Here is a 23,374-nt window from a genome sequence, read left to right on the forward strand (position 1 = left end):
TAAAACAAAGAGAATACTCTCGAAATGTAGAATACCTTAATAGAGATCTGCAAGGTGCATGGTGAGTCGTCAATTTACGAGTATTTCCTATGATTTTGTCGTTAAACTCAGGATCTCGTCTTTTTCCTTCATCTTTTTGACTTTGAACCAAAGTTTATCGTAGGGCATATTCAAATACTTAGCGGCGAGGGATATCTTTCCGCCGGCCTTGATGATCGCCTTCTTGATCAGCTCTTTTTCCATCTCGTTGAGATCAATGCCTTCATCGGGGATCTCAATCCTATCCAAGTTCCTGCTGCCTTTCCCGGACCTTACTTCAAGGGGGAGGTGGTCAATGTCGATGGTTTCATCCTCGCCCATAATGTACGCACGCTCCAGGATTGATTCAAGCTGTCTCACGTTTCCCGGCCATTCATATCTCATGAGTGCCTGCAATGCGTCTTCTCTGATGGTTTTCGTTTTTCCGTGCGATCCGTGAAGCTTCTTTAGGAAATGCTCCACCAACAGGGGCACGTCGGTGAGGCGTTCCCTGAGGGGCGGCACCGTGAAGGCGATGACGTTAAACCTGTAGTAGAGGTCTTCCCTGAAATTGCCCTTTTTTATCTCTTCCTCAAGGTTCTTGTTTGTTGCGGCGATAATTCTCACATCAAGTTTTATGGTATCCTTGCCGCCGAGTCTCCGGACCTCTCGTTCCTGTATTGCCCTTAGGAGTTTGGCTTGGGTGCTCGCGCTTAAATCCCCGATCTCATCAAGAAAGAGCGTGCTCCCGTTCGCCTGTTCGAAAAGCCCTACCGAACGGGAAAGAGCTCCTGTGAATGCGCCTTTTTCGTACCCGAAAAGCTCGCTTTCAAGCAGGGTCTCGGGTATTGCCGCACAGTTGATCGCGAAAAACGGCTTGTTCTTTCTCAGGCTGTTGTAATGGATGCTCTTGGCGAAAAGTTCTTTCCCGGTCCCGCTCTCTCCGTAAATAAGTACAGTGGATGTGGTGGGCGCCGCCTTCTTCACAATCCTGAAGAGTTCTTCCATTCCTCCGTGGGCGCCTATGATGTTCTGAAAGTTGAACTTTTCGGAAAGCTGGTCCTTCAGCATAATATTGTCTTTGGTAAGCCTTGCTTGATTTACGGCATTATGAATGACGACAAGAAGCTGGTCCTTCTCGAAAGGCTTTTGGAGGTAATGGAAAGCGCCAAGTTTGGTTGCCTCAATTGCGGAGGGGATAGAACCATACGCGGTAATGATAATCACGTTACTCGTCCTGTTTCTGGCTTTGACCTCTTTGAGTATCTCTGTGCCATCTATGTCCGGCAATCTAAGATCGGTGACAATCACATCGAAATTGCTCGCTTCGAGAAGCACCATGGCGGTTTTCCCGCAGTCTGCGGTTTCCACATAGAACCCTTCCTTGCTGAGAATGGTTTTGATGATCTCTCTCTGATTCTGATCATCTTCTACTACCAAGATAGTACCTTTATCATGTCTCATATTGCGGCACCGTTATCATTATTGTCGTTCCTTTGCCTATCTTGCTCTCTATGCTGATCGTCCCGCCGTGGGCTTCGACAAACCTCTTGGTGATAGCGAGGCCCAGGCCCATGCCGAATCGTTTCGCCGAAAAGTAAGGTTCGAATATTTTCTCCATCTGGTCCTTATCTATACCCACGCCAGTGTCCTTAACTGAAATGCAGGAGAATGAATCCTCTTTGCTGTACTCTATGGTGACCCTTCCATCATGCTCCATGGCTTGGACTGAATTGAGAATAAGGTTTATGATGCAGATCCTAATATACTCCCTATCGCACTGGATAGGTTGACCCATGTCCCTTGAGATGACTTCGAGCTCTATACCGCTTCTCACTTTGTCTTTCACGAGGTAGACTGCCTCCTGGAAGAGGGTCTCCGGCATTATCCACTCCTTTTTGAGGCTGATCGGCTTGCCCAGGAAAAGAAAATTGTGGATTAGGTCATTAACTTTATAAATTTCTTTCGTCAAATTGTCCAAGAGTTTGACGACCTCTTCCCTGTCGTCCTGCTTCTCCTCCGTAACCCACTCCCTGATATGCCCTATAGAAAGGGAGAGAAAATTGAGGGGATTCCTGATCTCGTGTGCAATCCCAGAGGAGAGTTGGCCAATAAGGGAGAGTTGTTCCGTTTTCTTTAGTTTTTCCTCAAGCTCTTTCCTCTCATTCAGTTTGTCGACCATCTCGTTGTAGCTCTTTACCAGCACGCCTATCTCATCCTTGCGGTTGTTGCTGCGGATCTTGGCCAGTTCCCCCTCGGCGATCCTTTTGCTTGCCTGGGCAATCTTCTTGATAGGTTCCGTATACTTCTCGGCGATGAGTAGGCTGAAAATTATACCGATGCTGAAAGCAAAAACCGTGCTAAGGATACGCCTCAGATGGTTTTTCCTTTGGATGAGCTTGTAATCATCAAGAACCATGTTTATGTGAATATAACCTATGTTCTGCCCCTTTATCTGGACGGGCATAATCACATTGTAGGGCCTCTGGTTTTCCCTGGAGCTCTCTTCGCCCAAGCGCGCCTTAATAATGAGGTTCTTTTTTCTGGCATGTCTCTTTTCCTGGATCTTCTGCCTGGTGCCGATCTTTTTGGGGTCCGAAGAGGCGATAACTTCGGATTTATCGCTCAAAATAGAAATCTCCTTAATCCCCTTTTCGTTCAACATATCCACGTAACCCTTCAGCCTCTGGTTTCCTTCACCACGGTAAGTCAATTCTTCCACACTGATTTGGATTGCCGTGGTAATATCGTCTATATTGTCCGTTACCTTCTCTATAATCTGCCCCTCGGTACGGGCGTAGATTATGGTGAGAGAGCTTACCGAGACCACGAGGAGCAAGATGAGGATGAGGAGAAGCTGCGTTCTCAGAGAGAGACTGCGGAACGTGTCCTTCACGGACGAGTACAGCAATGTCCAAGACGGGGTGAACGTTTTCAGGAAAGAGAAAACTGTCTTTTTAAACATAACATCCGTTTTGTAACGGTGTCTTTTTTTAAGAGAGGGAAGACCTCTTTGAGCGGAGGCCCGCTCTTCCTGCCCGTGAGGATTATGCGGAGGACCATAAAAAGGTCTCGCTTCGTAAGACCAGTCCCATGTTCCATCTCCTTCACTATGTCATCAAAGGTAAGACCGCCGTCCAAGGGTAGACCGTCCATGGCAGCCACAACAGCCGTGAGATCGCCGAAAGCAGACAGGTAGGCGATGCCGTCGTCTTTAATATCGGTACCGTCAAATATATCAAGATACTCCTTTAGCTCCGCCAAGGTCTTCGAGTTTTCCTGCAGGATGACCACTTCGTCCCGGTATTTCGGCGGGATATCTGATGCGCCGAGGAGGTTCTCGACTGGCATATTCCTGATGTACTCTTTGTTGAACCAGAACAATTTGCCCATATCGAACAATGAGTCAGACGAGGATAGGGATTTGACGGTAAACGTATTGATCATCTCATCCCGTTCCATAATCTCCTTCTTTACCTTTCTCCCTATGATGGCAACATAATTCGCGAGGACCGCCGGAAGTATGCCTATGTCACGGAATTCCCGGACCTGGGTGGCCCCATGCCTCTTGCTCAGGGGCCTGCGGTCAGGACCGGTAAGAAGGGAGTGATGGGCGTACTGGGGAGGGGTGCGGTCCAAGGCCTGAAACAGCAGGATCTGCTTTGGTGTGTTCGACAGATGGTCCGATCCTCTGATCACGTGGGTAATCTCCATGAGCATATCGTCCACCGTGACGGCAAAGTTGTAGGAGGGGGTCAGTTCCTGTTTGAGGAGGATAAAATCGTCCACATGATCGTCAGGGAAGAATGTCTCCCCATGGATGAGGTCCGTAAACCGGACCGCCCTTCTGGGGGACCTAAACCTTACCACGTAAGGCTTGCCTTCAGATTCCATCCTATGAACGGCTTCTCCGGAAAGGTTCCTGCACGTGCCATCATATCTCGGTGGCTCCCCTCTCCGGACGGAAAGGGCCTTTATCTCCTCAAGCCGTTCTTTTGAACAGAAGCATTTGTAGGCATCGCCTTTTTCGAGAAGGACGTCAATATAGGTCCTGTAAGTTTGGATCCTTTCGGATTGCCGGAAGGGTCCTTCTTCCCAGGAAATGCCGAGCCACCTGAGATCTTCCAAGATGGATGCCTCATAGGCCGTATCTGATCTTTCCATGTCGGTATCTTCTATTCTCAAGACGAGGATCCCGTTCTCTTTCCGGGCAAACAGGTAGTTTGCAAGGGCCGTCCTCGTGTTGCCCACATGGAGATATCCGGTGGGGCTCGGCGCGAACCTTACCTTTACCATAATTAGTCTCTTTCCTTTTCGAGGAGCACCACGGCATGGGCCTCAATGCCTTCTTTTCTTCCTGAGAAGCCGAGACCCTCAGTGGTCTTCCCTTTTATCCCAATCGCGCTTTTGTCCACGCCCAGAAGGTCCGCTATAGCCTCTTTCATACGCTCCCTGTGGGGCGATATCTTCGGCTCCTCCGTTACCACCACCGTGTCGATATTTACGATCTTGAATCCTTTATTTGCTGCGAGGCGGCCTATATAAGAGAGTATTTCAACGCTTCTTATGCCCTCCGTCGTCCTATCTGTATCAGGAAAATGAATGCCTATATCGCCCTCGGACATGGCGCCGAGAATCGCGTCACAGATCGCATGGATAAGTACGTCACCATCAGAGTGTCCGAGGAGACCTTTCGAAAAAGGTATTAGGACTCCTCCGAGAAAAAGGCTCCTCCCTTCCACCAGGCGGTGTACGTCGTAGCCTATGCCTACCCTCATATCGCCCCTCTCAACTCGGAGAGTATGCTTCTCGCGAAAACAAGGTCTTCTGGTGTTGTTATCTTTATATTGTAGGGAGAGCCTTCAATTACTTTCACTTTTTTGCCCGTCGCTTCAAGGAACGTTGCGTCGTCATAGCCATAGAGCTTCTTTGCCATACCGTCCTTGTAAGCCTTCGCTATGACCTCGTATTTGAATGCTTGCGGCGTCTGGACATGCCACAGGGAGTCTCTCTCCAGCGTCTTGACAACAAACCCTTCTTTCGAGATCGCCTTGATCGTGTCCTTGACGGGTATGACAGGAATAATGGCATCAAACATCTCCATGAGGTAGATCTCTTTTTCTATGAAGGAGGGGGACACGAAAGGCCTCACCCCGTCGTGGATAACCACAATATCGCAGTGCGTATTGATCGCCTCAAGCCCGTTCCTCACCGAATCCTGCCGTAACCGTCCGCCTATGACGATTTTCATCAGTTTATTGAACCGGTATGTCTCAAGGATCTCCTCCTGAATTGTGGCAAGACCCTTCTGATTGACTACAAGATAGATGCCATCCACGGATCTACATTCTTCGAATGCCTGCAGTGTGTGGACAATAATCGGCTTGTTGTCTAAAAGCAGAAACTGTTTGTTCGTGGAAGCCCCCATCCTCCTGCCCGCTCCGCCTGCGAGGATTATTGCGAGAGTTCTCATAATGTTACCTCACTTGTTCTTCCAGATTATACTCTGCGGGGAAAAAAAATTCCTTTTCAGCCTGTTCTTTGGGTTTTGCGAAAATCATCCGGCCCGACATGGTCTGCAACGCGCTCGTCACCACTATATCCGCTTGTCTGCCTGACATTTTTCGCCCATCGTCGACAACGACCATGGCACCATCATCGAGATATCTGATGCCCCGTCCATGATGTTCTTTACCCTCTTTTAGGACCTGTATCCCCATCTGCTCGCCGGACAACATAGCCGGTTTCAACGCAGTTGTCAACCGATTCATGTTCAGGACTTCAATCCCCTGAAACTCTGCAACTTTATGGAGATTGTAGCCATTCGTCACGATTTTCCCATTCAGCTTTTTCGCAAGGGCGATGAGTTTGGTGTCCATGTCCTGGAGCTTGGGAAAATCGTAGTCCACAATCTTCGTCTTGATCACGGTCTGTTTCTGAATTTTGTAGAGCACTTCAAGACCTCTTTTCCCTCGCGTTCTCTTTACCACATCCTGATGATCGGCTATATGCTGTATCTCGTACAGAACGAACCGGGGAATGACGAAAATCCCTCCTATAAATCCTGTCTCCACGAGATCGGCTATCCTTCCGTCGATTATGATGCTCGTATCAAGGATCTTGACGTTTTCATTGCCCTCCGTCCGGTCAAAGAGCGGGATCTTCGAGAGATCAATGGTCTTGCTCTTCTTCTCGCCTATGCGAAACCCCAGATAACCCATGACTACGTAAAGGAAGATGTAGATGCAAATGGGCAACGTTATGGGGATATCATTCATGATGGTCAGCAGAAACCTCGCGACGAACAAATAGGCAGCGATAAGGCTTACGAAGAGCCCTGTAAGACTGCCGATGATGATCTTCAGCGGAATGTCCTTCAATTTTTTTTCGAGTTTCAGTATTGTGTAGCCGAGAGCAAGGCCAAATATGGCACCGATCCAGCCAAGAAGACTGCTTAAAAATATTTCTTTAAGAATGAAATAGCCGGTAACCGTAGTAACAACTACTAGGAGGATCTGGACAAGTGTGTTCAAAATAGATAATCCTCTAAGCTTTGTAATTCTCTAAAAAAATCCCCTCAATTTCAGTCTCTATCTCTTCCTCCTCTTTGTCTAAGGCAATGGAAAGCTCCTTCTTTATAAGGTTCCGGGCTATCTCGAACATCTTCTTTTCTCCAAAGGAGAGTTCCTTCCAGACTCTCAGGCTGTAAAGTTCTTTCAGGACCATGGCAACTTCAAAGATGGAACCGCTCTTGATGCGCTCCATGTATTCCTTGTACCGTCGGTTCCACGGGGCGTTGTCATGCACTACATTCTTATCTTTCAATATCTCGAACACCCTGGTGACTTCGCTGGAATCAATGACGCATCGCAGGCCGGTGTTGTTGGCGTTATCGACCGGGATCATTATAGTCATATCCGTATCAAGGATACGCATTATATAGAAAGACTGCTTCATACCGGAAAATTCTTTTTCTTCGATAGAGGCGATCTTGCCCACTCCATGACCAGGATATACCGCTACTTCACCAACCTTAAACATTATTCCTCCAGTCGTCTTTTTCGACTTCATATTTTACCACTTTCGACAAAAATATTCAATTAATAATAGGTTTCACATGTTTAGGAACGCTTACCGGACGTAAATTCCGTTACCCCTTCTCTTCTATTTCACCCCCCCTCACTTTTTCTTTGCGATTGAATTGGCAGTACGAAGTCTGCGTGCCGGTCAGTCACACCATAGTGTATGCAGAAGAAGGAGTGCTTGAGGAAGAGCGGGGTCAGGCATGGTCCTGCTCTTTTGTCATTCGGACCGCAAATGGCCTCCAGCGTTCCCAACTATCCCGATTAGTACGCATCTCTCATTTGACCTCAACCAAGGAAAAGTTTTTTTAAAATAAGTTTAATATTTGAGACTGCCACCAACAAAATGACAATATTTCATAGTGTCACCAAATAAGTGGTGACACTATGAAATGCAGGAAATGGGGAAGTAAAAAATCAGTAAAGAAAGGCCAGCGCTTAGGGCGCCAGCGATACAAGCGCAAAGACTGTGGTTTTCTAATTCACTCAAGAAGGACCTAAAAGGTAAGGATGTCGCGACCTAAGTTCCTGTCAATCATTCTCTATGTAAATGGCTTGTCGTCTCAAACCATAACGAAGGTTTCACGCAAAGTAGTCTACGATTGGGCAAAGAGAGGCTTATGAAAAGTCGAGGCCCTCCGGGGTTGTGGTAATCGAGTTTGGTGAGATGTGGCACTTTCTGAATATTCTGGCTCTGGAACACTGCAGGTCAATTTCATCGACAGTGGTGCCTTGGCTTGATCTAAGCGTCTCCCTCTTCTTATCGGATAGATGGGAATCGTACACCGGAACTGCTAATCCAACCAAAATGTGAGAGACCCACGCTATTGAACGTAACAACTTTCTTGAGCGGCATTGGTTCGGGCGCCTCAGGCGTAAAATGTGCATTGTATCCCGCAGCTTATTTATGGCTGACCTGACTATCTTAATTGTTCGCTCGCCTCCGTATTAACGGGTCACCTGATTTGATCCCGTCGTTCTTTGGGTAAGACTCTTAATAATAGAACTACAAGCAAGACGAACGATGAAAAACTTGACCTATTAAACTTGATGTGATGAATCAATCTCCATCAAAAGCCGTGACGGAGAAAAGATTCCTCACTCAGCATTTCTGTTGTTGCCGCACAGTGAAGCTTCTTGGTATGACAATACATTTCCAGCAGCGCAAGCCATATCCAATATAATCATTTCGCGGAGATCCCACTGTGTGCAGGCGAACCTATTTTTTATTCGCCCACTCCATACCGATTTTGATACCTTTAATCTGATTGTTGTTCATTATATTGAGTACATCTTCGGCGAATTTCTTCGGCACTTCAACGAAGGTATATTTGTCGTAGATTTCGATCTTACCGATCCGTTTCCCTGGTATGCCCGTCTCTCCGGCTATGGCCCCTAGCACGTCCTTTACGTCTATTTTTTGATTACGTCCGATGCTTACAAAGAGCCGCGCCATCTCCTCTTTGACGTGACCGTCAAAATCCTCCGCCTGGGCGCCGCTATCCTCGCCCATGCTTAGTTTGAGCAGGGCCGCGGCGATATCCACAGAAGCATAGTCCTGGTCGATCAAACGCTCTATCAGGTTCGTGTAATGTTCAAGTCCTCCAGTTTCGACCTGTTCCTTTACCTTATCAAGAAACGAGTTGAGTCTGATCTCTTCCACGTCATTTACGGAGGGCACTTTTTGGCGCTCAATCTTCACGTTTGCGTAAGCCTGTATCTCCCGCAACTTGTAAATTTCCTTACCCACAGCGAAAGTAAAGGCGCGCCCTGCCTTTCCCATCCGGGCCGTTCGTCCGATTCTGTGAACATAATACTCTTCATTTTGCGGAAGGTCGTAGTTGAAGACCGCCTCAATGCCATCAACGTCGATACCGCGTGCCGCAACATCGGTAGCAACCAAGATTTCGAACGCATTGCTCCTGAATTTACCCATTACCCGGTCTCTTTGCGCCTGAGTCATATCTCCGTGGAGTCCGTCGGCGAGGTAGCCCCTTACCTGCAGGTTTGCCACCACCTCATCAACTCTTCTTTTGGTATTGCAGAAAACAAGGGAGAGCTTCAGGTCGTGTATATCAATGAGGCGGGAAAGAGCTTCGAGTTTCATGCTTTCCTTAACTTCAAAATATACCTGCTCCACGTTAGGTACGGTCAACTGCTTGTGGACCACCTTCGCCAACTGTGGATCTTTTTGATATCTCTTCGTAAGGTCGAGAATCGGCTTGGGCATTGTGGCGGAAAAGAGAAGGGTCTGCCTGCCTTGTGGGGTCTCGCTGAGGATTGTCTCAATGTCGTCGATGAACCCCATGTCGAGCATCTCGTCCGCTTCGTCAAGGACAACCACCTTGATGTGGTCAAGCTTTAAATTGCCGCGCCGGATATGATCAATGGTGCGTCCCGGTGTCCCGATGATTATCTGCACACCTTTCTTGAGCCCATAAACCTGTCGGTCTATGGGCTGTCCGCCGTATATGGGCAGCACCGATACGTCCTTCTTGTATTTCGACAGTTTCTTGAATTCATCGGCCACCTGTATGGCCAACTCGCGAGTGGGACACAGTATGATCGCCTGCGGCCGTCTCACCTTCGGCTGGATGACTTCAAGGATGGGGATGCCAAAGGCTACGGTCTTACCGGTGCCCGTCTGCGCTTGGCCTATGATGTCCTTTCCCTCAAGAATAATAGGTATAGCCGCTGACTGAATGGGCGTTGCCTCTTCAAAACCCATGTTTTCAACTGCTTTTCTAAGTTCCTTCGACAGATTTAAATCTTCAAATCTCAATTGCTCCATGTTCTTATAATTATTCTCCTTTTTTCCATATACCGGCTTGCCCTTGCCAATTCTCTCAGCATTCGGTGTCGGCTCTGCGTTTCACTCCGTCGCCTTGTACTGTTTATTGAAAGCGCTTGCTGTTATATTTGTATTGTAACCAAGTATCAACGGCCTGCTTCTTGTTTTCGGCTGGCAAAACAATTGAAAACACAAAATATTATGGTATCATTTCTCGGATAAAAAAGCAAAGAAAATGAAAAACATGGAAAGCATAGGGCAAAACACAGAAAAGGACCAAAAAAATAAAAGGCATGAAGCAGGGATGCTCTCTGTACAAGAAAGGATACCAAGATGGAAAGCCAGAAGAGAGGAGCGATAGGGAAATTATTGGTAGATTGGAGAATAAATATGGTTGAAATTTATGCCTTATCATGGCATGCTAATATAAATTAATCCAAGCATTATATGACATTCCCCGATACGTACAATTATGATTAAAGGAGGAATGAATAAATGACCACGTGGGAAAAGTGATCAAGACCAAAGTAGTATCTTTGCGATTGAGCCAGGAAATTGGAGAATGCCTCGCGAGTGGTTTCTATCGTATTAATGGCCCCCACGACCAAGGTGGCTGGTTGGCTCTTGAGGGGGCTTACACAACGATAGTCCCGCCTCAGGAACAAGGCGCCATGGAAAAGCCCGTCTGGGATCAATTCCGTAAGAGTCTCTGGCGTGTTTATCCCCCCCGTGCAATAACCAAAGGACGGTTTATCGCAAAGAAAACCTGCAGAGAGATCGAAACTGAACATTCTGGCTGCCTAAAACCCAAGGACACGTTCTATGCCGGCAATTGCATGGCCAACGTGCTGACAGAAACTGATCTCTCACTCTTTCTTTCAAGAATCAGCGCTGACAGAAGTTCGGAATACCGTGGAGAATATTACAAGATAAATCCGTCTCAAGACCACAGAATCCGTGAGCGATTCCAAAAAACCTTGGTAAGTTCTGTCAGACCGGCATATACCTCAAGAATGACTGGCTTAAAGGAACAGACGCATTCTGGGAAAGTACTGCCTACGGACCCCTCTGGGCGTCCTTCCCCTGATATAAATAAAAGATGATTGGACACAAAAAACGACACAACTAAAGAGGAGGGATGTCAGATTAGGTCGGAATAAAAAAGAGAGGTAGAGAAGGCACCGGGAGACTTTTTCATACATTAAAGAGGGGTTTGTGTTTTTCATTAACGATTTATGATAACCCGCAGTCAAGACTGCAGGCAGCTTATTGCAATTAGGGGGGTTTTATGGAAGGAATATTTAGTATCGTTGAAAGATTTAGCAAATGGATGCAGGTTATTGCCTGCATCGCCCTGACTTTTATTATGCTTCTCACTGTGACGGATGTCGTTTTGAGACTTTTCGGACATCCGATAGTAGGTACCTTTGAGATGGTGGGTCTTGGCGGAGCAGTAGCAATAGGATTTGCAATTCCCATCACTTCGTGGACCAGAGGCCATATATTTGTCGATTTCTTTTATCAGAAATGTCCCAAAGGAATCCAGAATATCTTGAATAGTCTCACTAGGCTTATGGGTATAATACTTTTTTTTCTGATCGGGTGGAACCTCTTCAAAGTGGCCTTTGAGCTCTATAAATCAGGAGAAGTTACTCTTACCCGCCAACTTCCATTCTATCCCATCGCGTATGGGCTTGGAATCTGCTGTTTATTCCAGTGTCTGGTATTAATTTGTGACATCTTCAAGATAATTGGAGGCAAATATGAATGAGGTAATTGTCGGCATAATCGGTTTGGCAGTTGTATTGATTCTATTCCTCACCGGAATCGAACTGGCATTCGCCATGATCGCCATAGGTTTTCTTGGCTTCGGGTACCTAATTTCCTGGGATGCCGCGTTGAATCTTCTCGCGAAAGATTTTTTCGATGTTCTCAACAGTTATGGTTTTACCGTTATTCCGCTCTTCATATTGATGGGGCAGGTTGCGTTCAACTCAGGTATCGCCAAGAGACTGTTTGATGCAGCCTATAAATATATCGGTCACATCCCAGGAGGATTGGCCATGGCAACGGTCGCCGGGGCTACGGCTTTCAAGTCCATATGCGGTTCCTCTCCGGCCACTGCGGCTACTTTCGCAAGTGTTGCAGTCCCTGAAATGGAACGTTACGGGTACGACAAAAGGCTATCCACTGGTATTGTGTCCAGCGTCGGCACCCTTGGGGTCCTCCTGCCACCCAGTGTTACACTGATCATTTTCGGAATTATCACCGACCAGTCCATAGGGAGACTCTTTCTTGCCGGGATTCTTCCAGGTCTCATGATCGCTGCCTTCTTTGTTGCCATCGTCTATGGGTGGTGCAAAATAAATCCCAAAATAGGCCCCAAGGGTCCGAAATCATCGTGGAGTGAAAGAATAAAAGCGGTGCCGGAAATAGGATGGGTTGTCCTGGTCTTCGTTCTCGTCATCGGCGGTATCCTGAAAGGCTTCTTCACGCCGACAGAAGCAGGGAGCGTGGGTACGTTCCTCGTTCTTCTACTCACATTCGGTAAGAGGGACCTCAATTTCAAAGGTTACCTGAAGTCCGTCATGGAATCGGTTTGCACTGCATGTATGGTACTTATGCTGATTGCGGGCTCGACAGTGCTCGGTCACTTCATAGCCGTGACGAAAATACCGATGATCGCCGCCGATTGGATCGTCTCGCTTCCACTGCACCCGGCAATAATTATGATCTTCATCTCGCTCATCTACTTGGTCGGCGGATCTTTTATTGATGACCTTGCGTTCATGATCCTTGCCACCCCCATATTCTTCCCGGCCATTCAGCAACTGGGTTATAACCCGCTCTGGTTCGGAATGATGATCGGCATTACCGTTATGATCGGCGTGGTGGTACCTCCGGTGGCGATCAACGTCTTCGTGGTAAAACAGATCACGAAAATTCCGTTCGGCGTCATCTATAGCGGGGTATACCCGTTCCTCATCAGTCTCGTTGTGGGCGGCATCGTACTCTTTGTTTTTCCTCAGCTTGCCACCTGGCTTCCAAACATGCTTATGCCAGGGTAAATAATGGTTCCTTATTAAATTGATGCTATGGCAATCAAAGGGCTTCTCGCGAGAAGCCCTTTGATTTTAACACGAGAATATCTTTTGCGGTTCATACGTATGCCAAAAGAGCTTTTGCTCAAGGATGGCAATTTCTTTCAGGATGCATTAAAGGTTTGACATGGTACTCTGTTATGTATTATATAAAAACACAATGCGGGAATAACTCAGTGGTAGAGTGCAACCTTGCCAAGGTTGAAGTCGCGGGTTCAAATCCCGTTTCCCGCTCCATACATACGTTTGTTGGTAAATCGCAGCCGGTGGATAGGATAAGACCCTGAAGGGTCTGACTGTTTGTTTTTATTCACTCAAGGTCAGGGCGGCATAGCCAAGTGGTAAGGCAGCGGTCTGCAAAACCGTTATTCTCCGGTTCAAATCCGGATGCCGCCTCCATTTATTTATTCGATTACAAAATCCCACGCAGCATCTTCGATCCACAGGCAGAAATAGCCTCTGCCCATAAGCCCTTTTGGTTTGACGGTATAAAGATTGTTCCCCTTTTTCTGCGTTGTAAATTCAATATTCTTCCCGAACATGTATTGAGGCTTTCCAAGAGGCGAGGCCTGGAGGAAAAGAAGAGGGTTCAAGGTGAGGACTTCCATATTCTGGGGACCGTATAGGACAAAATACTCGAAGTCTTTGAGGGCATAGACCGCCGGCTTATTGCTTTCCACGAACAGCATGCCGTTCTGGTCCTGAACGATATTGGGAACAATCCTTTTGAGTCCTCCGGTTGTCTGTATATACGTGCCAAACTCCTTGGGGGTTACTATTTTGTCATCTTTCCCATAAAGCGGAACAGTTGAAAATACCATAATGAGAAGAGCTGTTATGACTGTGTGGAGCACAGTGGGTCTGTACATGTAATTCCCTCCAAATTAAAATTGTGTGCCCTTATTAGGGCACGTAATGATAGTTTTCCGTTCTTTCGTGCCCTATGAAAACCCATTGCCACGCGCTTTAAGCATCATCCGGGGCAGCATAAGAGAATGGTAACTTAAGCGCTCCATGATAGTCCCTCTGATGGGCGAGAATTGCTTTTTCTATGCCGATAAGGAAAATTCTTGGACAATATCCGCTCAAACCCATCAAGAACACCTTTTATGACATCCGGTTCGCATGCTCATTGAACATGAGGCCATCATTAGTCCGTCGTGCAAAGTCAATCTCAAATCTCAAACTCCTGAGAAAATCCACTTGGTTGACTATTAGGATAGCATTCAATGGCAGAAAAAAGGATCTTGCTCTCGTTGTGGTTGTGCGTGATGGCCAACTCGCCAGCTCTTTGACCGCTTGCGTTGTTTGACTCCATGGCCGGCGCGGTAAAAATAATTTCATCCTTTTCGACGCCCACAAGGACGACGACCTTTTTCGCGTCCATTCCATCGCCTCATGGGGCAGCGTACCCTCCTCTGTCAGAGCTGACGAGATGTTTCCGAATTGCCGTGTTGGGTGCGGCATCATGACATAAAGAAGTCTTGGGTCAAGGGCAGTGGCAGACCCATGGTCGAAGCAGATTCATCTCATCTAAAAATATATCACAATATTTCCGGGCTTGTATACCCATTTATCCTGCAAGGCAGGGGGTTGTTTTTCCTGTTTCGTTCCCATTGCGCCAGCTGGGGTAGGACTTCGGGGCGGGCGGGCGGCGGCCTTCCCGCCAGAATGAAGAAAAATACTCTAAGTCGTTGTTATCCCTTTTTTATTGACCTGTTTACCGGGTATCTGTTACATACTTACAGTTTTGATTCAAGGAGGAAGGTATGCAAAAACGATACTTGCTGGCTCCAGGTCCGACGGCGATACCACCCGAGGTCCTGCTGAAGATGGCTGAACCGATCATACATCATAGAAACCCTCTTTTTGAGGCCATAGTAGAAGAAGTAAGGGAGAATCTGAAGTATCTCTTCGGAACGAAGAATGAGGTGTTAATTTTCACTTCTTCAGGTACAGGGGCAATGGAAGGTGCGGTAACCAACATGCTTTCCCCGGGAGACAAAACGGCGGTCGTGAGAAGCGGGAAATTTGGGGAGCGGTGGTCCAAGATCTGCAGCGCCTACGGTGTGGAGACAATAGACATAGACGTGCCGTGGGGAGATCTTCTCGACCCAAGGGCCATTGATGATGTCCTCAAGGTTCATCCGGAAGTGAAGGCAGTCTATACTCAGGCTACGGACACCTCGACAGGGGCGAAATTTCCGGTCAGAGAGATCGCGGCCATAGTAAAAAGATACCCCGGCACCCTTATGGTGGTCGACGGCATCACAGGGGTAGGTGTCTTTGAACTACCCCAAGATGAGTGGAACATAGATATCCTGATAAGCGGCGCCCAAAAAGCCCTTATGCTGCCCCCTGGCTTGGCCTTTGCCGGTGTGAGCGACAAGGCGTGGGAGTTCAGTAAAACCTCAAAGATACCAAAATTCTATTTCAATTGGGCCAGAGAGCTCACAAATATGAAAAAAAATCAGACCAACTTTACACCCGCAATCTCCCTTATTATCGGTCTCAGGGAGTCCCTTAGGATTATCCGGGAGGAGGGGTTAGCGAATGTTTACAGACGGATTGATCTCCTTGCCAACGCTACCCGTGAGGCGGCGTGCGCCCTCGGTCTCAAGGTATTCGCCAAGTCCCCCAGTCCGGCGGTCACCGCGATCGTCGCCCCAGACGGAATTGACGGACAGGCGATATATAAGACCCTTTGGAAGAAGTACGGGGTCACGGGGGCTGGAGGCCAGGATCAGTTGAAGGGCAAGGTATTCAGGATCGCCACCTTGGGGTACGCAGACAAATATGACGTTATAACGGCAATTTCTGCCCTTGAATTTACTTTAAGAGATCTGGGCTATAAATTCGAAATGGGGGCAGGGGTAGCAAAGGCCGTTGATTGCCTCAAGGACCTCTAACATAACAAAGATAAAGACGGGGCCTTGTCGGAGGAAACAGGGACGGAAACTATACCCGTAATAAAAGGCGTTATTTTTGACTTTGACGGTACCCTGACGGAACTGACGCTTGATTTCCGGTTCATGAAGGCAGAGATTGTCAAGATCGTTCGGCGGTATGTGCAGGAGGAGACAGTAACGGCATTAAAAGATCACCCTATCTTGGAGATGATTTATGAGGCGGAAGACCGACTCGGGAAGACAGGCGCGAAGTTGAGACAGGAGGCCTTTGAACGCTTAAGAATCCTTGAGCTTGAAGCGTCCATGGGCAAAGAGGTCTATCCGTATACCAGGGAAGTGTTGGCGCTGATAAAAAAGAAAAGCGTCAAGGTTGGCGTCATCACGCGAAGCTGCATTGATGTGTTGAGAGGTGTCTTCCCTGATATTGATGAATACGTCATGGGTATCGTAACCCGTGAGCATTTAAGGGAGGTTAAGCCTCATCCGGGACAGGCATATGCCATCTCTTCGCTTCTTTCCATTTATCCGGAAGAGAGTATGCTTGCCGGCGATCATCCCACAGATATCGCAGCCGGGAAAGCGGCAGGAATGAAAACCGTCGGTCTTCTTACCGGACGAACTACGAAACATGAGTTTGAAAAGGCCGGAGCCACATATATTCTGGAAGATATACGCGGAATACCCGATCTAATCCATTGATCCTCACCTCTTACTTAAGTGACAGCGTTTCCCCCGTCCCGTCTCAGGGAAAGAGTCACGGTGATGGGGAATAAAGCCTTACCCGCTGAACCGGTATTTCCGGGAAAATGGGACTGCATAATGGGGTCTTTGTGCAGCAACTCTGCTGTGACCGGTTATACTGTTGCCGTTCATTGATATAACCAGATCGGTATTCCTCGTCGGGTCTTGAGAAATAAGAACAACAAAACCTGTAAAAAGCTGTATAGACAGAGACAAGCTAAACATGCCCTTGGCAATTGTGAAACAAACTCATCGTAATTTTCGTATGTTATAGCTAACGCACTTGTACAGACGTCCAATCATCCTTAGTCTCCGGAACTAAACGTGAGTGACTGTTTCCGGAGCCGGCTCAAATCTCGGATACGCAGTATCTTGCATCTATTCGATTCATTTTATGTGCTCTTGCAGACTGTTTTCGATTGTGGCGACTATGGAAGTCATTTCGGAAAATAAATTGCAATTCCGGCGTCAGATACAAATAAGGACGCTGTTGTGAATGGACTGGCAACGGGAAGGAAATTCAAGAATCAAGGCAGGCTCACGGAATACGAGCTTCCATGGGCCTGCCTTGATATATTTGATTATGCGCCATATGCCGGCGGCAACCCGTCGGATTTGGTCATCTCTATTTTTTTGGAGCAGGAGTCGCAGATTTGGCCGGGACTGCAGGTTGCGCCGGAGTCGCAGCAGCATTGCCGCTTAAGGCAGCGGCCGCCTCTTCCTTCTTCGCCGTCGTCTGGTCCTGCAATGCCTTCAGATCATCGGCTGCTTCCTTGATGTTAGGACCTTGAAATTTTTCTTTGACGGATGTCAGGTCAGTTTCCCATTTAGTTATCAGCGCCTGATATTCTTCGCACTGCGCAGCAAGAGCTTTTTTCTTCTGGGCGCCTTCCACCAAAGCCTTCACTTCATCAATTGTCTTTTGGACTTCCTGAATGGATTGCTCCGCGTCGGTTTTCATTTTTGCCTTTGCGGGTTCAACGCCTGAAATTGCCTGCTGGGCAAGTCCCTCGCTCTCGATAAAAGCTTCTTTAGCTTCTTTGTATTTCTTTCCGGCTACCAAGTCTTTGCCCGTTTGCAATGATTCGTCCGCCTTGGCAAAGAGATCGGGCACATATGCGGGAGCCTCTTTTTGTTTCGCATCTTCCATCGCCATTTCCGCCTTTGCCATTTCTTCCGTGGGAGGCTTGGCGCATCCGGTAAAGACTGCAAAGGACAGCACAAGTGTTGCAGTAAGAAATGTGCAAAAAAGGTTTCTGCTAAGCATCATATCTGCCTCCTGACGCAATTTTTCCTTATTGTATCATAAGGATTTTCAAAAAACAAAACGCAAAGCAAGCTGCAGTCAGTGTTTACCTGAGCCTGCCCGCCTAAAAAACCTTTTCCTGCAAGGAATTGCCCATTCCAGCCGCGAAGGAGAGGACCTAAGGGGAAACGTATTTCATGGGCAAACGGACTTCCGTTTTGTGGTATGATAGGATGTTTGAAGACAGCCTGACAGGAGATGAACAGAATGAATGCCGACAATGCCGACAATTATGAAGTCATGATAGGAAATCATGCCATCGCACGGGGTCTCGTCGAGGCGGGCCTTGATCTTGCTGCAGCCTATCCTGGGACGCCAAGTTCTGAAATCCTGCCAGGCATAATTAAGTTCAACGAAAGAGAGAATGGGGCGACCTACGCCGAATGGTCCGCCAACGAGCGATGTGCTTTCGAGGTGGCTTTCGGGGCCGCCGCCGCTGGAAAGCAGGCCGCATGCATGATGAAACAGGTGGGCCTGAATGTCGCTTTCCCCTCCCTTCTTAGAGGGAAAAATAAATCAATAAAAGGAGCCCTTGTCGTTGTCTCCTGTGACGACCCCGGTCCGCAGTCGTCACAGACGGAACAAGATACAAGACTGCTCGCCTCCATATTCGGGATACCGCTTCTCGATCCGGCGTCGCCTAAAGAAGCGGGGGATGCCGCATACTATGCTCTGAAATATTCATTCGAACACAAAACGCCCGTTATATTGCGATCCACTCACAGAGTGAGTCATTCAAGGGAGGCGGTCCCTCTTTATTCGCCCGGACAAAGAGATGTTGTTCTCCGGGAAGGCGTGCAGGCAGGCACGGGCAGGAAATTGGGAATTGTAGCCTCCGGCATGAGCAGTTCCCTGGCCTTTGACGTCCTCACCCGGCTTGACGTCTGGGAAGACGTCTCACTCTACAAGGTGATGAAGATCGTTCCGACAGATAAGGGAATGATTGATTTTGTGAAAATGAACGAGAGAATTCTGGTCATTGAGGAGACAGACGCCGTCCTGGAGGCGATAATCGGAGAGGGCGGCAAGGTGATGGGAAGAAGGAACGGTTACATTCCATGCCAGGGAGAGCTGACCTATGACACAGTCAGGGATGTCATAGGGCGTACGTTAGGCGAAATGGGTATTTTGGGCAAAGCAAGAGAAGCATTTGTCCCGGACAGATCTGTCGCGGAAGCCTTGAAAGATGTCCCGTTTTCCCCGAGACCACCGAAGCTTTGCGCCGGATGCCCTCACCGGGCCTCTTTTTATGCCATGAAACAGGCTTTCCCCGATGCGGTCTTTCCAGGCGACATAGGCTGCTACACCCTGGGCATATCACTGGGAGCTGTGGATACATGTCTTGACATGGGTTCCGGTGTGACTTTCGCCTCCGGTTTCTACGATACATTCATCCAAGATGGGAAGCTGGTTCCCATTATAGCCTCCATCGGCGACTCAACTTTCTTTCATGCATGCCTCACTCCGCTCTATGACGCAGTATTGAAGCAGAAGCGGTTCATCCTTGTACTTATGGATAACTCCACCACCGCCATGACCGGGATGCAGCCTACACCTCAAACGGGGATAGCGGCTGATGGCACTGCAGGACACTCCATCAGGATAGAGGATATCCTGACCGGCTTCGGTATCGGATTCCTGAGAGTTGTCGATCCATACGACGTACCTCTCTTAATAGACACAGTCAGGGAAGCTTACGCCTATCTGGAGAAAGACGGGCAGACTCCGGCTGTAATCGTTGCCAGAAGAGAGTGCGTCCTTCTCTCTAAAGGAGAACAGGAGAAGATATTCGACCCGGCTGCGTTTATCGACGCTTGCGTGGGTTGCAGGAGTTGTGTCGATCTTTTCGATTGCCCCGGACTCGCCTTTGACGAGGAACAACGTAAAATAAGGATTGACGACGGGCTCTGCCTTCGGTGCGGCACGTGCCTTTACGTCTGCCCCGTGCAGGGTAAAATATAACAGCCAAAGGATATTCTGCATCTGGCTTGAACGGCGCCGGGATGTATTTCATGAACAGGACAGGAAGTGTGGACAGCGGGAAGATCCTCTCAATTGTAATTATTACAAAAGACACGAAAGACCTCCTTAAGGACCTGCTCACGTCCATCGGACAGGACGCCTCAACCCAATTTTCCCTCCTCGAAATCATTGTGGTCGACAACGGGTCAACCGACGGGACAGATGTAATGGTCCGCGAGGAATTCTCCGGGATATTACTGGTGAAAAATGGGGCGAACCTCGGGTTTGCCGCGTCGGCCAATGCGGGGTTTAGGCAGTCCTCCGGAGAATTCGTGCTTTTCCTCAATTCCGACACTATCCTTATAGAAGGGGAGTTGTCGAAAATGTTGCGGTATATGGTTCACAACCGCGATGTGGGTATATGCGGTCCGCAGCTTGTCTATGAAGATATGCGCCTTCAGCGTTCGTCAGCGCCGATCCCGTCCCTCATGCCCGAGATCGTTCCGCGGGCCTTGCTTGAGCGAGTCTTTCCCCGCAAATATTCCGGTAAGGCCGTTTATCCAAGACAAAACTCTCTTTCGCCGGTCGACGAAAACAGGGCCAAATACGAGGGTTATGACGTCGAATCCCTCATAGGGGCCGCAGTAATGGCGCGAAGGGAGGCAGTGGAACGGGTGAAAGGATTTGACGAGAGATTCTTCTTCTTTCTTGAAGAGTCGGACCTTTGTGCAAGGATACGGACCGAAGGATTGCGGGTTGTTCTCTTTCCTGGGGCAAAGGTAATACATTTGCAGGGAAAGACTGTAAGGAAAAGCTGGGTCAACGGAAGAATAGAGTACAATATCTCTATGTACAAGTTCATAAGAAAACATTACTCGTCCATATATTACCGATGTTTTCAGCTTGTGAGGTTTGTAAAAGCCACTGTATTTCTTGCTGTTCTGACATGTCTGCCAATCCTCCTTATCGGGAAGAGAACAAGACGGACTTATACATACTATGCCCGCCTTGTAATGTGGCATTTTTCCGGGTGTCCCGACGACGCCGGACTGCACCCGACTGTTAAGGTCCAATCCAGGGCTCACTAAATTCTTTTTCTTGAGCCTCACAACCAGATTTTCAATTCTAATAACCATGCGCCCTGACAGTTCAATACATGGAACAAAGTCAAACTGACCATTAAACGCATAAAACCATACCAAAACATCGCAACTAACTCTTGACTATATGGGATCTTTAATATAGAACGGGTATACAAACAAGAGATTAACTTCCTCAAAAAAGGAGCGTTTAGAATGACGAATATACAACACAGACCTTTCGCAATACTTTTATCGGCAACGTGTATACTAACCCTGATGCTTTTATGTGAGGCTCCCGCATGTGCGGAGGATTTCACGCTGGCCGCGGGAGACTATCATTCCCTTACACTTAAAGAAGACGGTACGGTATGGACATGGGGAAGGAATAATTACGGACAACTCGGTGATGGGACCACTACTCAACGCTCTGTCCCAGTGCAGGTGAAGGGCAAAGATGGCGTTGGTTGTTTGACCGGTGTTACGGCCATTACTGGGGGAATCAATCATTCTCTCGCACTCAAAAGCGACGGCACGGTGTGAGTGTGGGGATATAATAAGTACGGTCAATTGGGTGATGGGACCACTACTCAACGCCTCACCCCGGTAAAGGGGCAGGGGTTATCTGACAGATAACAAGAATAGGTATATTTAACTAAAAAGGTATACCATACGCTTGAGGCAGGGGATAAATAAACCGCCTCCTGTCAGGCAAACAAATGAACTAAAAAACCGCTGATTGCAAGTACGACATGCAGCCGGCGGTTTTTTATCCGTTAACATCTCTATTTGACGTGACCATTTGACGTGATTTCAAGTAGACGCCTCCATAGATATTAATCATTAGAACTGAAGAACATTAAGGGCAATTGATCGGAAAATTACGCAAAGACAGAGAGTACTTATTGGCTGCCACATCCGCCCAGGGGCGGCAGCGTGCCGAACGGATCCTTATAAGGCATGACCGCCAGTCTGTGCTTTAGGGCGCTCGGTCTGGAATAATTTTTCGTTTACATTTAACATTCGCCTATCCATACCTCCTGTGTTATTATATTGACAAAAAAGAGCCGAAAAGTTTGGTCCCATGACCAACCTGGGGCCGGCTCTAATATGGCCGGAGGGCATAGGAGGCCCGCAGAGCGAGATGAAGTCTCCTGCCGGTCGTGACCGGCGGAATGAATCGCGCCCCTCATAACGTCCCGGAATAAAGGAGTTTTTTCGATGACACGAGCGTTAATTACGGGAATAACAGGCCAGGATGGCAGCTACCTGGCGGAATTTTTGTTGAGCAAGGGGTACGAAGTCCACGGATTGATACGTCGCGCGAGTACGTTCAATACGGGCAGAATTGATCACATTTACTCAGACCCTCATACCCCAGGCATGAGATTATTCCTGCACTACGGCGACCTTTCGGATTCGGGTCAGCTTATTAATCTTGTATATAATATACAGCCGGACGAAATATATCATGTGGGGGCCCAGAGCCATGTGAAGGTCAGTTTCGATATGCCCGAGTACACAGGGGACATAACGGGCCTTGGGACCACAAGGATAATTGATGCGGTCCGTGGAAGCGGAATAAGTGCGAAATTTTACCAGGCTTCTTCGTCTGAGCTGTTTGGTGCCTCCCTTCCACCGCAAAACGAAAATACGCCGTTCTACCCCAGGAGTCCTTACGGGGCTGCAAAACTCTACGCCTACTGGATGACAGTGAACTACAGGCAGGGATACGGCATGTTTGCATGCAACGGCATTCTCTTCAACCACGAATCCCCCCGAAGGGGTGAGACTTTTGTCACCAGGAAGATAACGAGGGCTGTGGCGAATATCCTGACGGGCAATCAGAGGCGGCTCTATCTCGGCAACCTGAACGCCAAAAGAGACTGGGGTTTCGCACCGGAATATATCGAAATGATGTGGCTCATGCTTCAGCAAGACAGGCCCGACGATTACGTAGTGGGGACAGGCGACAGCCACTCAATCAAAGAATTCCTCAATCTTGCCTTCCGTTACATCGGTATTGAACTGGGTTGGGAGGGAAATGGTCCCGATGAAAAAGGAGTGATCCGTTCCATGGCGCCACGGGTCTCCCTTGCCGCATCGCAGCTTAGCGTCGGAGACATTCTTGTTGAAGTCGATCCCCGTTATTTCAGGCCGACAGAGGTCGATTTCCTGCAGGCCGACATTTCAAAGGCAAAGGAGAAGTTGGACTGGCAGCCGAGGACAACATTTGACGAACTGGTCAAAATCATGATTGATTACGATCTCAAGATGGTGGGTATCGAGCCTCCCGGAGACGGCATCACATCTTCCATATGTAAAGGATTCACCTATACGAACCACGATTTTGCCTTTTACGAAAAAATTCGGGAAGGGTGCTGA

Annotated in this window: 21 protein-coding genes and 2 tRNA genes; 11 read left to right on the top strand and 12 right to left on the bottom strand. The window is 48.2% G+C overall.

All coding sequences use genetic code 11. The features are described from left to right. Positions 1-87: 87 nt before the first annotated feature. The 9 genes from LBQ00_01200 to LBQ00_01240 all read right to left on the bottom strand — a co-directional run bounded on the left by LBQ00_01200 (position 88) and on the right by LBQ00_01240 (position 10,682). Positions 88-1,482, bottom strand: a complete 1,395-nt coding sequence (locus LBQ00_01200; protein ID MDR2017492.1) for a sigma-54 dependent transcriptional regulator — start codon at positions 1,480-1,482, stop codon at positions 88-90. After that, entirely contained in the window at positions 1,472-2,983 is a 1,512-nt protein-coding gene (locus LBQ00_01205) for a HAMP domain-containing protein (GenBank protein MDR2017493.1), read from the bottom strand. Before LBQ00_01205 ends, LBQ00_01200 begins: the two co-directional genes overlap by 11 nt. Next, positions 2,953-4,314, bottom strand: coding sequence for a glutamate--tRNA ligase (gene gltX, locus LBQ00_01210; GenBank protein MDR2017494.1), 1,362 nt, complete (start codon positions 4,312-4,314; stop codon positions 2,953-2,955). Before gltX ends, LBQ00_01205 begins: the two co-directional genes overlap by 31 nt. A 2-nt stretch (positions 4,315-4,316) precedes the next feature. After that, positions 4,317-4,796, bottom strand: coding sequence for a 2-C-methyl-D-erythritol 2,4-cyclodiphosphate synthase (gene ispF, locus LBQ00_01215; protein MDR2017495.1), 480 nt, complete (start codon positions 4,794-4,796; stop codon positions 4,317-4,319). Continuing rightward, positions 4,793-5,491, bottom strand: coding sequence for a 2-C-methyl-D-erythritol 4-phosphate cytidylyltransferase (ispD, locus tag LBQ00_01220; GenBank protein ID MDR2017496.1), 699 nt, complete (start codon positions 5,489-5,491; stop codon positions 4,793-4,795). Before ispD ends, ispF begins: the two co-directional genes overlap by 4 nt. A gap of 4 nt (positions 5,492-5,495) precedes the next feature. Then, the gene (locus LBQ00_01225; GenBank protein MDR2017497.1) at positions 5,496-6,551 is read right to left on the bottom strand and encodes a PIN domain nuclease; all 1,056 of its coding nucleotides are present in this window, start codon (positions 6,549-6,551) and stop codon (positions 5,496-5,498) included. 13 nt (positions 6,552-6,564) lie between these two features. Then, positions 6,565-7,059: a CarD family transcriptional regulator gene (locus LBQ00_01230; GenBank protein ID MDR2017498.1), complete on the bottom strand. Its 495-nt coding sequence runs from the start codon at positions 7,057-7,059 to the stop codon at positions 6,565-6,567. A 1,260-nt stretch (positions 7,060-8,319) separates the two neighbouring features. Beyond that, positions 8,320-9,891 carry a DEAD/DEAH box helicase gene (locus LBQ00_01235; protein ID MDR2017499.1) on the bottom strand — a complete coding sequence of 524 codons (1,572 nt, stop codon included), beginning with the start codon at positions 9,889-9,891 and terminating at the stop codon, positions 8,320-8,322. A gap of 476 nt (positions 9,892-10,367) precedes the next feature. Next, positions 10,368-10,682: a hypothetical protein gene (locus LBQ00_01240; GenBank protein MDR2017500.1), complete on the bottom strand. Its 315-nt coding sequence runs from the start codon at positions 10,680-10,682 to the stop codon at positions 10,368-10,370. 497 nt (positions 10,683-11,179) lie between these two features. Here LBQ00_01240 and LBQ00_01245 point away from each other — a divergent pair, with 497 nt between their 5' ends. The 4 genes from LBQ00_01245 (at position 11,180) to LBQ00_01260 (ending at position 13,391) form a co-directional block, all read left to right on the top strand. Further along, complete coding sequence (locus tag LBQ00_01245) at positions 11,180-11,662, top strand: TRAP transporter small permease (protein ID MDR2017501.1); 483 nt, start codon at positions 11,180-11,182, stop codon at positions 11,660-11,662. Then, positions 11,655-12,959: a TRAP transporter large permease gene (locus LBQ00_01250; GenBank protein MDR2017502.1), complete on the top strand. Its 1,305-nt coding sequence runs from the start codon at positions 11,655-11,657 to the stop codon at positions 12,957-12,959. The genes LBQ00_01245 and LBQ00_01250 overlap by 8 nt, the downstream gene beginning before the upstream one ends. A gap of 195 nt (positions 12,960-13,154) precedes the next feature. Next, positions 13,155-13,229, top strand: a tRNA-Gly gene (locus tag LBQ00_01255). Positions 13,230-13,316: 87 nt separating this feature from the next. After that, a tRNA-Cys gene (locus LBQ00_01260) sits at positions 13,317-13,391 on the top strand. 5 nt (positions 13,392-13,396) lie between these two features. On the opposite strand, the gene LBQ00_01265 is transcribed toward LBQ00_01260, so the two are convergent. Both LBQ00_01265 and LBQ00_01270 read right to left on the bottom strand, forming a co-directional pair. Next, the gene (locus LBQ00_01265) at positions 13,397-13,861 is read right to left on the bottom strand and encodes a hypothetical protein (GenBank protein MDR2017503.1); all 465 of its coding nucleotides are present in this window, start codon (positions 13,859-13,861) and stop codon (positions 13,397-13,399) included. Between the two features lie 305 nt (positions 13,862-14,166). Further along, complete coding sequence (locus LBQ00_01270; protein ID MDR2017504.1) at positions 14,167-14,379, bottom strand: hypothetical protein; 213 nt, start codon at positions 14,377-14,379, stop codon at positions 14,167-14,169. 382 nt (positions 14,380-14,761) lie between these two features. On the opposite strand from LBQ00_01270, the gene LBQ00_01275 reads away from it, so the two are divergent. Beyond that, complete coding sequence (locus LBQ00_01275) at positions 14,762-15,901, top strand: alanine--glyoxylate aminotransferase family protein (protein MDR2017505.1); 1,140 nt, start codon at positions 14,762-14,764, stop codon at positions 15,899-15,901. A gap of 24 nt (positions 15,902-15,925) precedes the next feature. Then, positions 15,926-16,600 carry an HAD family hydrolase gene (locus LBQ00_01280; protein MDR2017506.1) on the top strand — a complete coding sequence of 225 codons (675 nt, stop codon included), beginning with the start codon at positions 15,926-15,928 and terminating at the stop codon, positions 16,598-16,600. Between the two features lie 667 nt (positions 16,601-17,267). Here the strand turns inward: LBQ00_01280 and LBQ00_01285 are convergent. Further along, the gene (locus tag LBQ00_01285) at positions 17,268-17,912 is read right to left on the bottom strand and encodes a hypothetical protein (GenBank protein ID MDR2017507.1); all 645 of its coding nucleotides are present in this window, start codon (positions 17,910-17,912) and stop codon (positions 17,268-17,270) included. Between the two features lie 243 nt (positions 17,913-18,155). Between LBQ00_01285 and LBQ00_01290 the strand changes: the two genes are divergently transcribed. The 5 genes from LBQ00_01290 to gmd all read left to right on the top strand — a co-directional run bounded on the left by LBQ00_01290 (position 18,156) and on the right by gmd (position 23,374). Then, positions 18,156-19,910 (top strand): hypothetical protein, encoded by a 1,755-nt coding sequence (locus LBQ00_01290; GenBank protein ID MDR2017508.1) that lies wholly within the window; start codon positions 18,156-18,158, stop codon positions 19,908-19,910. A gap of 50 nt (positions 19,911-19,960) precedes the next feature. After that, positions 19,961-20,998, top strand: coding sequence for a glycosyltransferase family 2 protein (locus tag LBQ00_01295; GenBank protein MDR2017509.1), 1,038 nt, complete (start codon positions 19,961-19,963; stop codon positions 20,996-20,998). Between the two features lie 207 nt (positions 20,999-21,205). Then, positions 21,206-21,532 carry a hypothetical protein gene (locus tag LBQ00_01300; protein MDR2017510.1) on the top strand — a complete coding sequence of 109 codons (327 nt, stop codon included), beginning with the start codon at positions 21,206-21,208 and terminating at the stop codon, positions 21,530-21,532. After that, positions 21,533-21,625: a hypothetical protein gene (locus LBQ00_01305; protein MDR2017511.1), complete on the top strand. Its 93-nt coding sequence runs from the start codon at positions 21,533-21,535 to the stop codon at positions 21,623-21,625. A gap of 585 nt (positions 21,626-22,210) precedes the next feature. Beyond that, positions 22,211-23,374 carry a GDP-mannose 4,6-dehydratase gene (gene gmd, locus LBQ00_01310; GenBank protein MDR2017512.1) on the top strand — a complete coding sequence of 388 codons (1,164 nt, stop codon included), beginning with the start codon at positions 22,211-22,213 and terminating at the stop codon, positions 23,372-23,374.

The organism is Syntrophobacterales bacterium (assembly GCA_031274925.1).
Taxonomy (GTDB): Bacteria; Desulfobacterota; Syntrophorhabdia; order Syntrophorhabdales; family Syntrophorhabdaceae; genus PNOM01.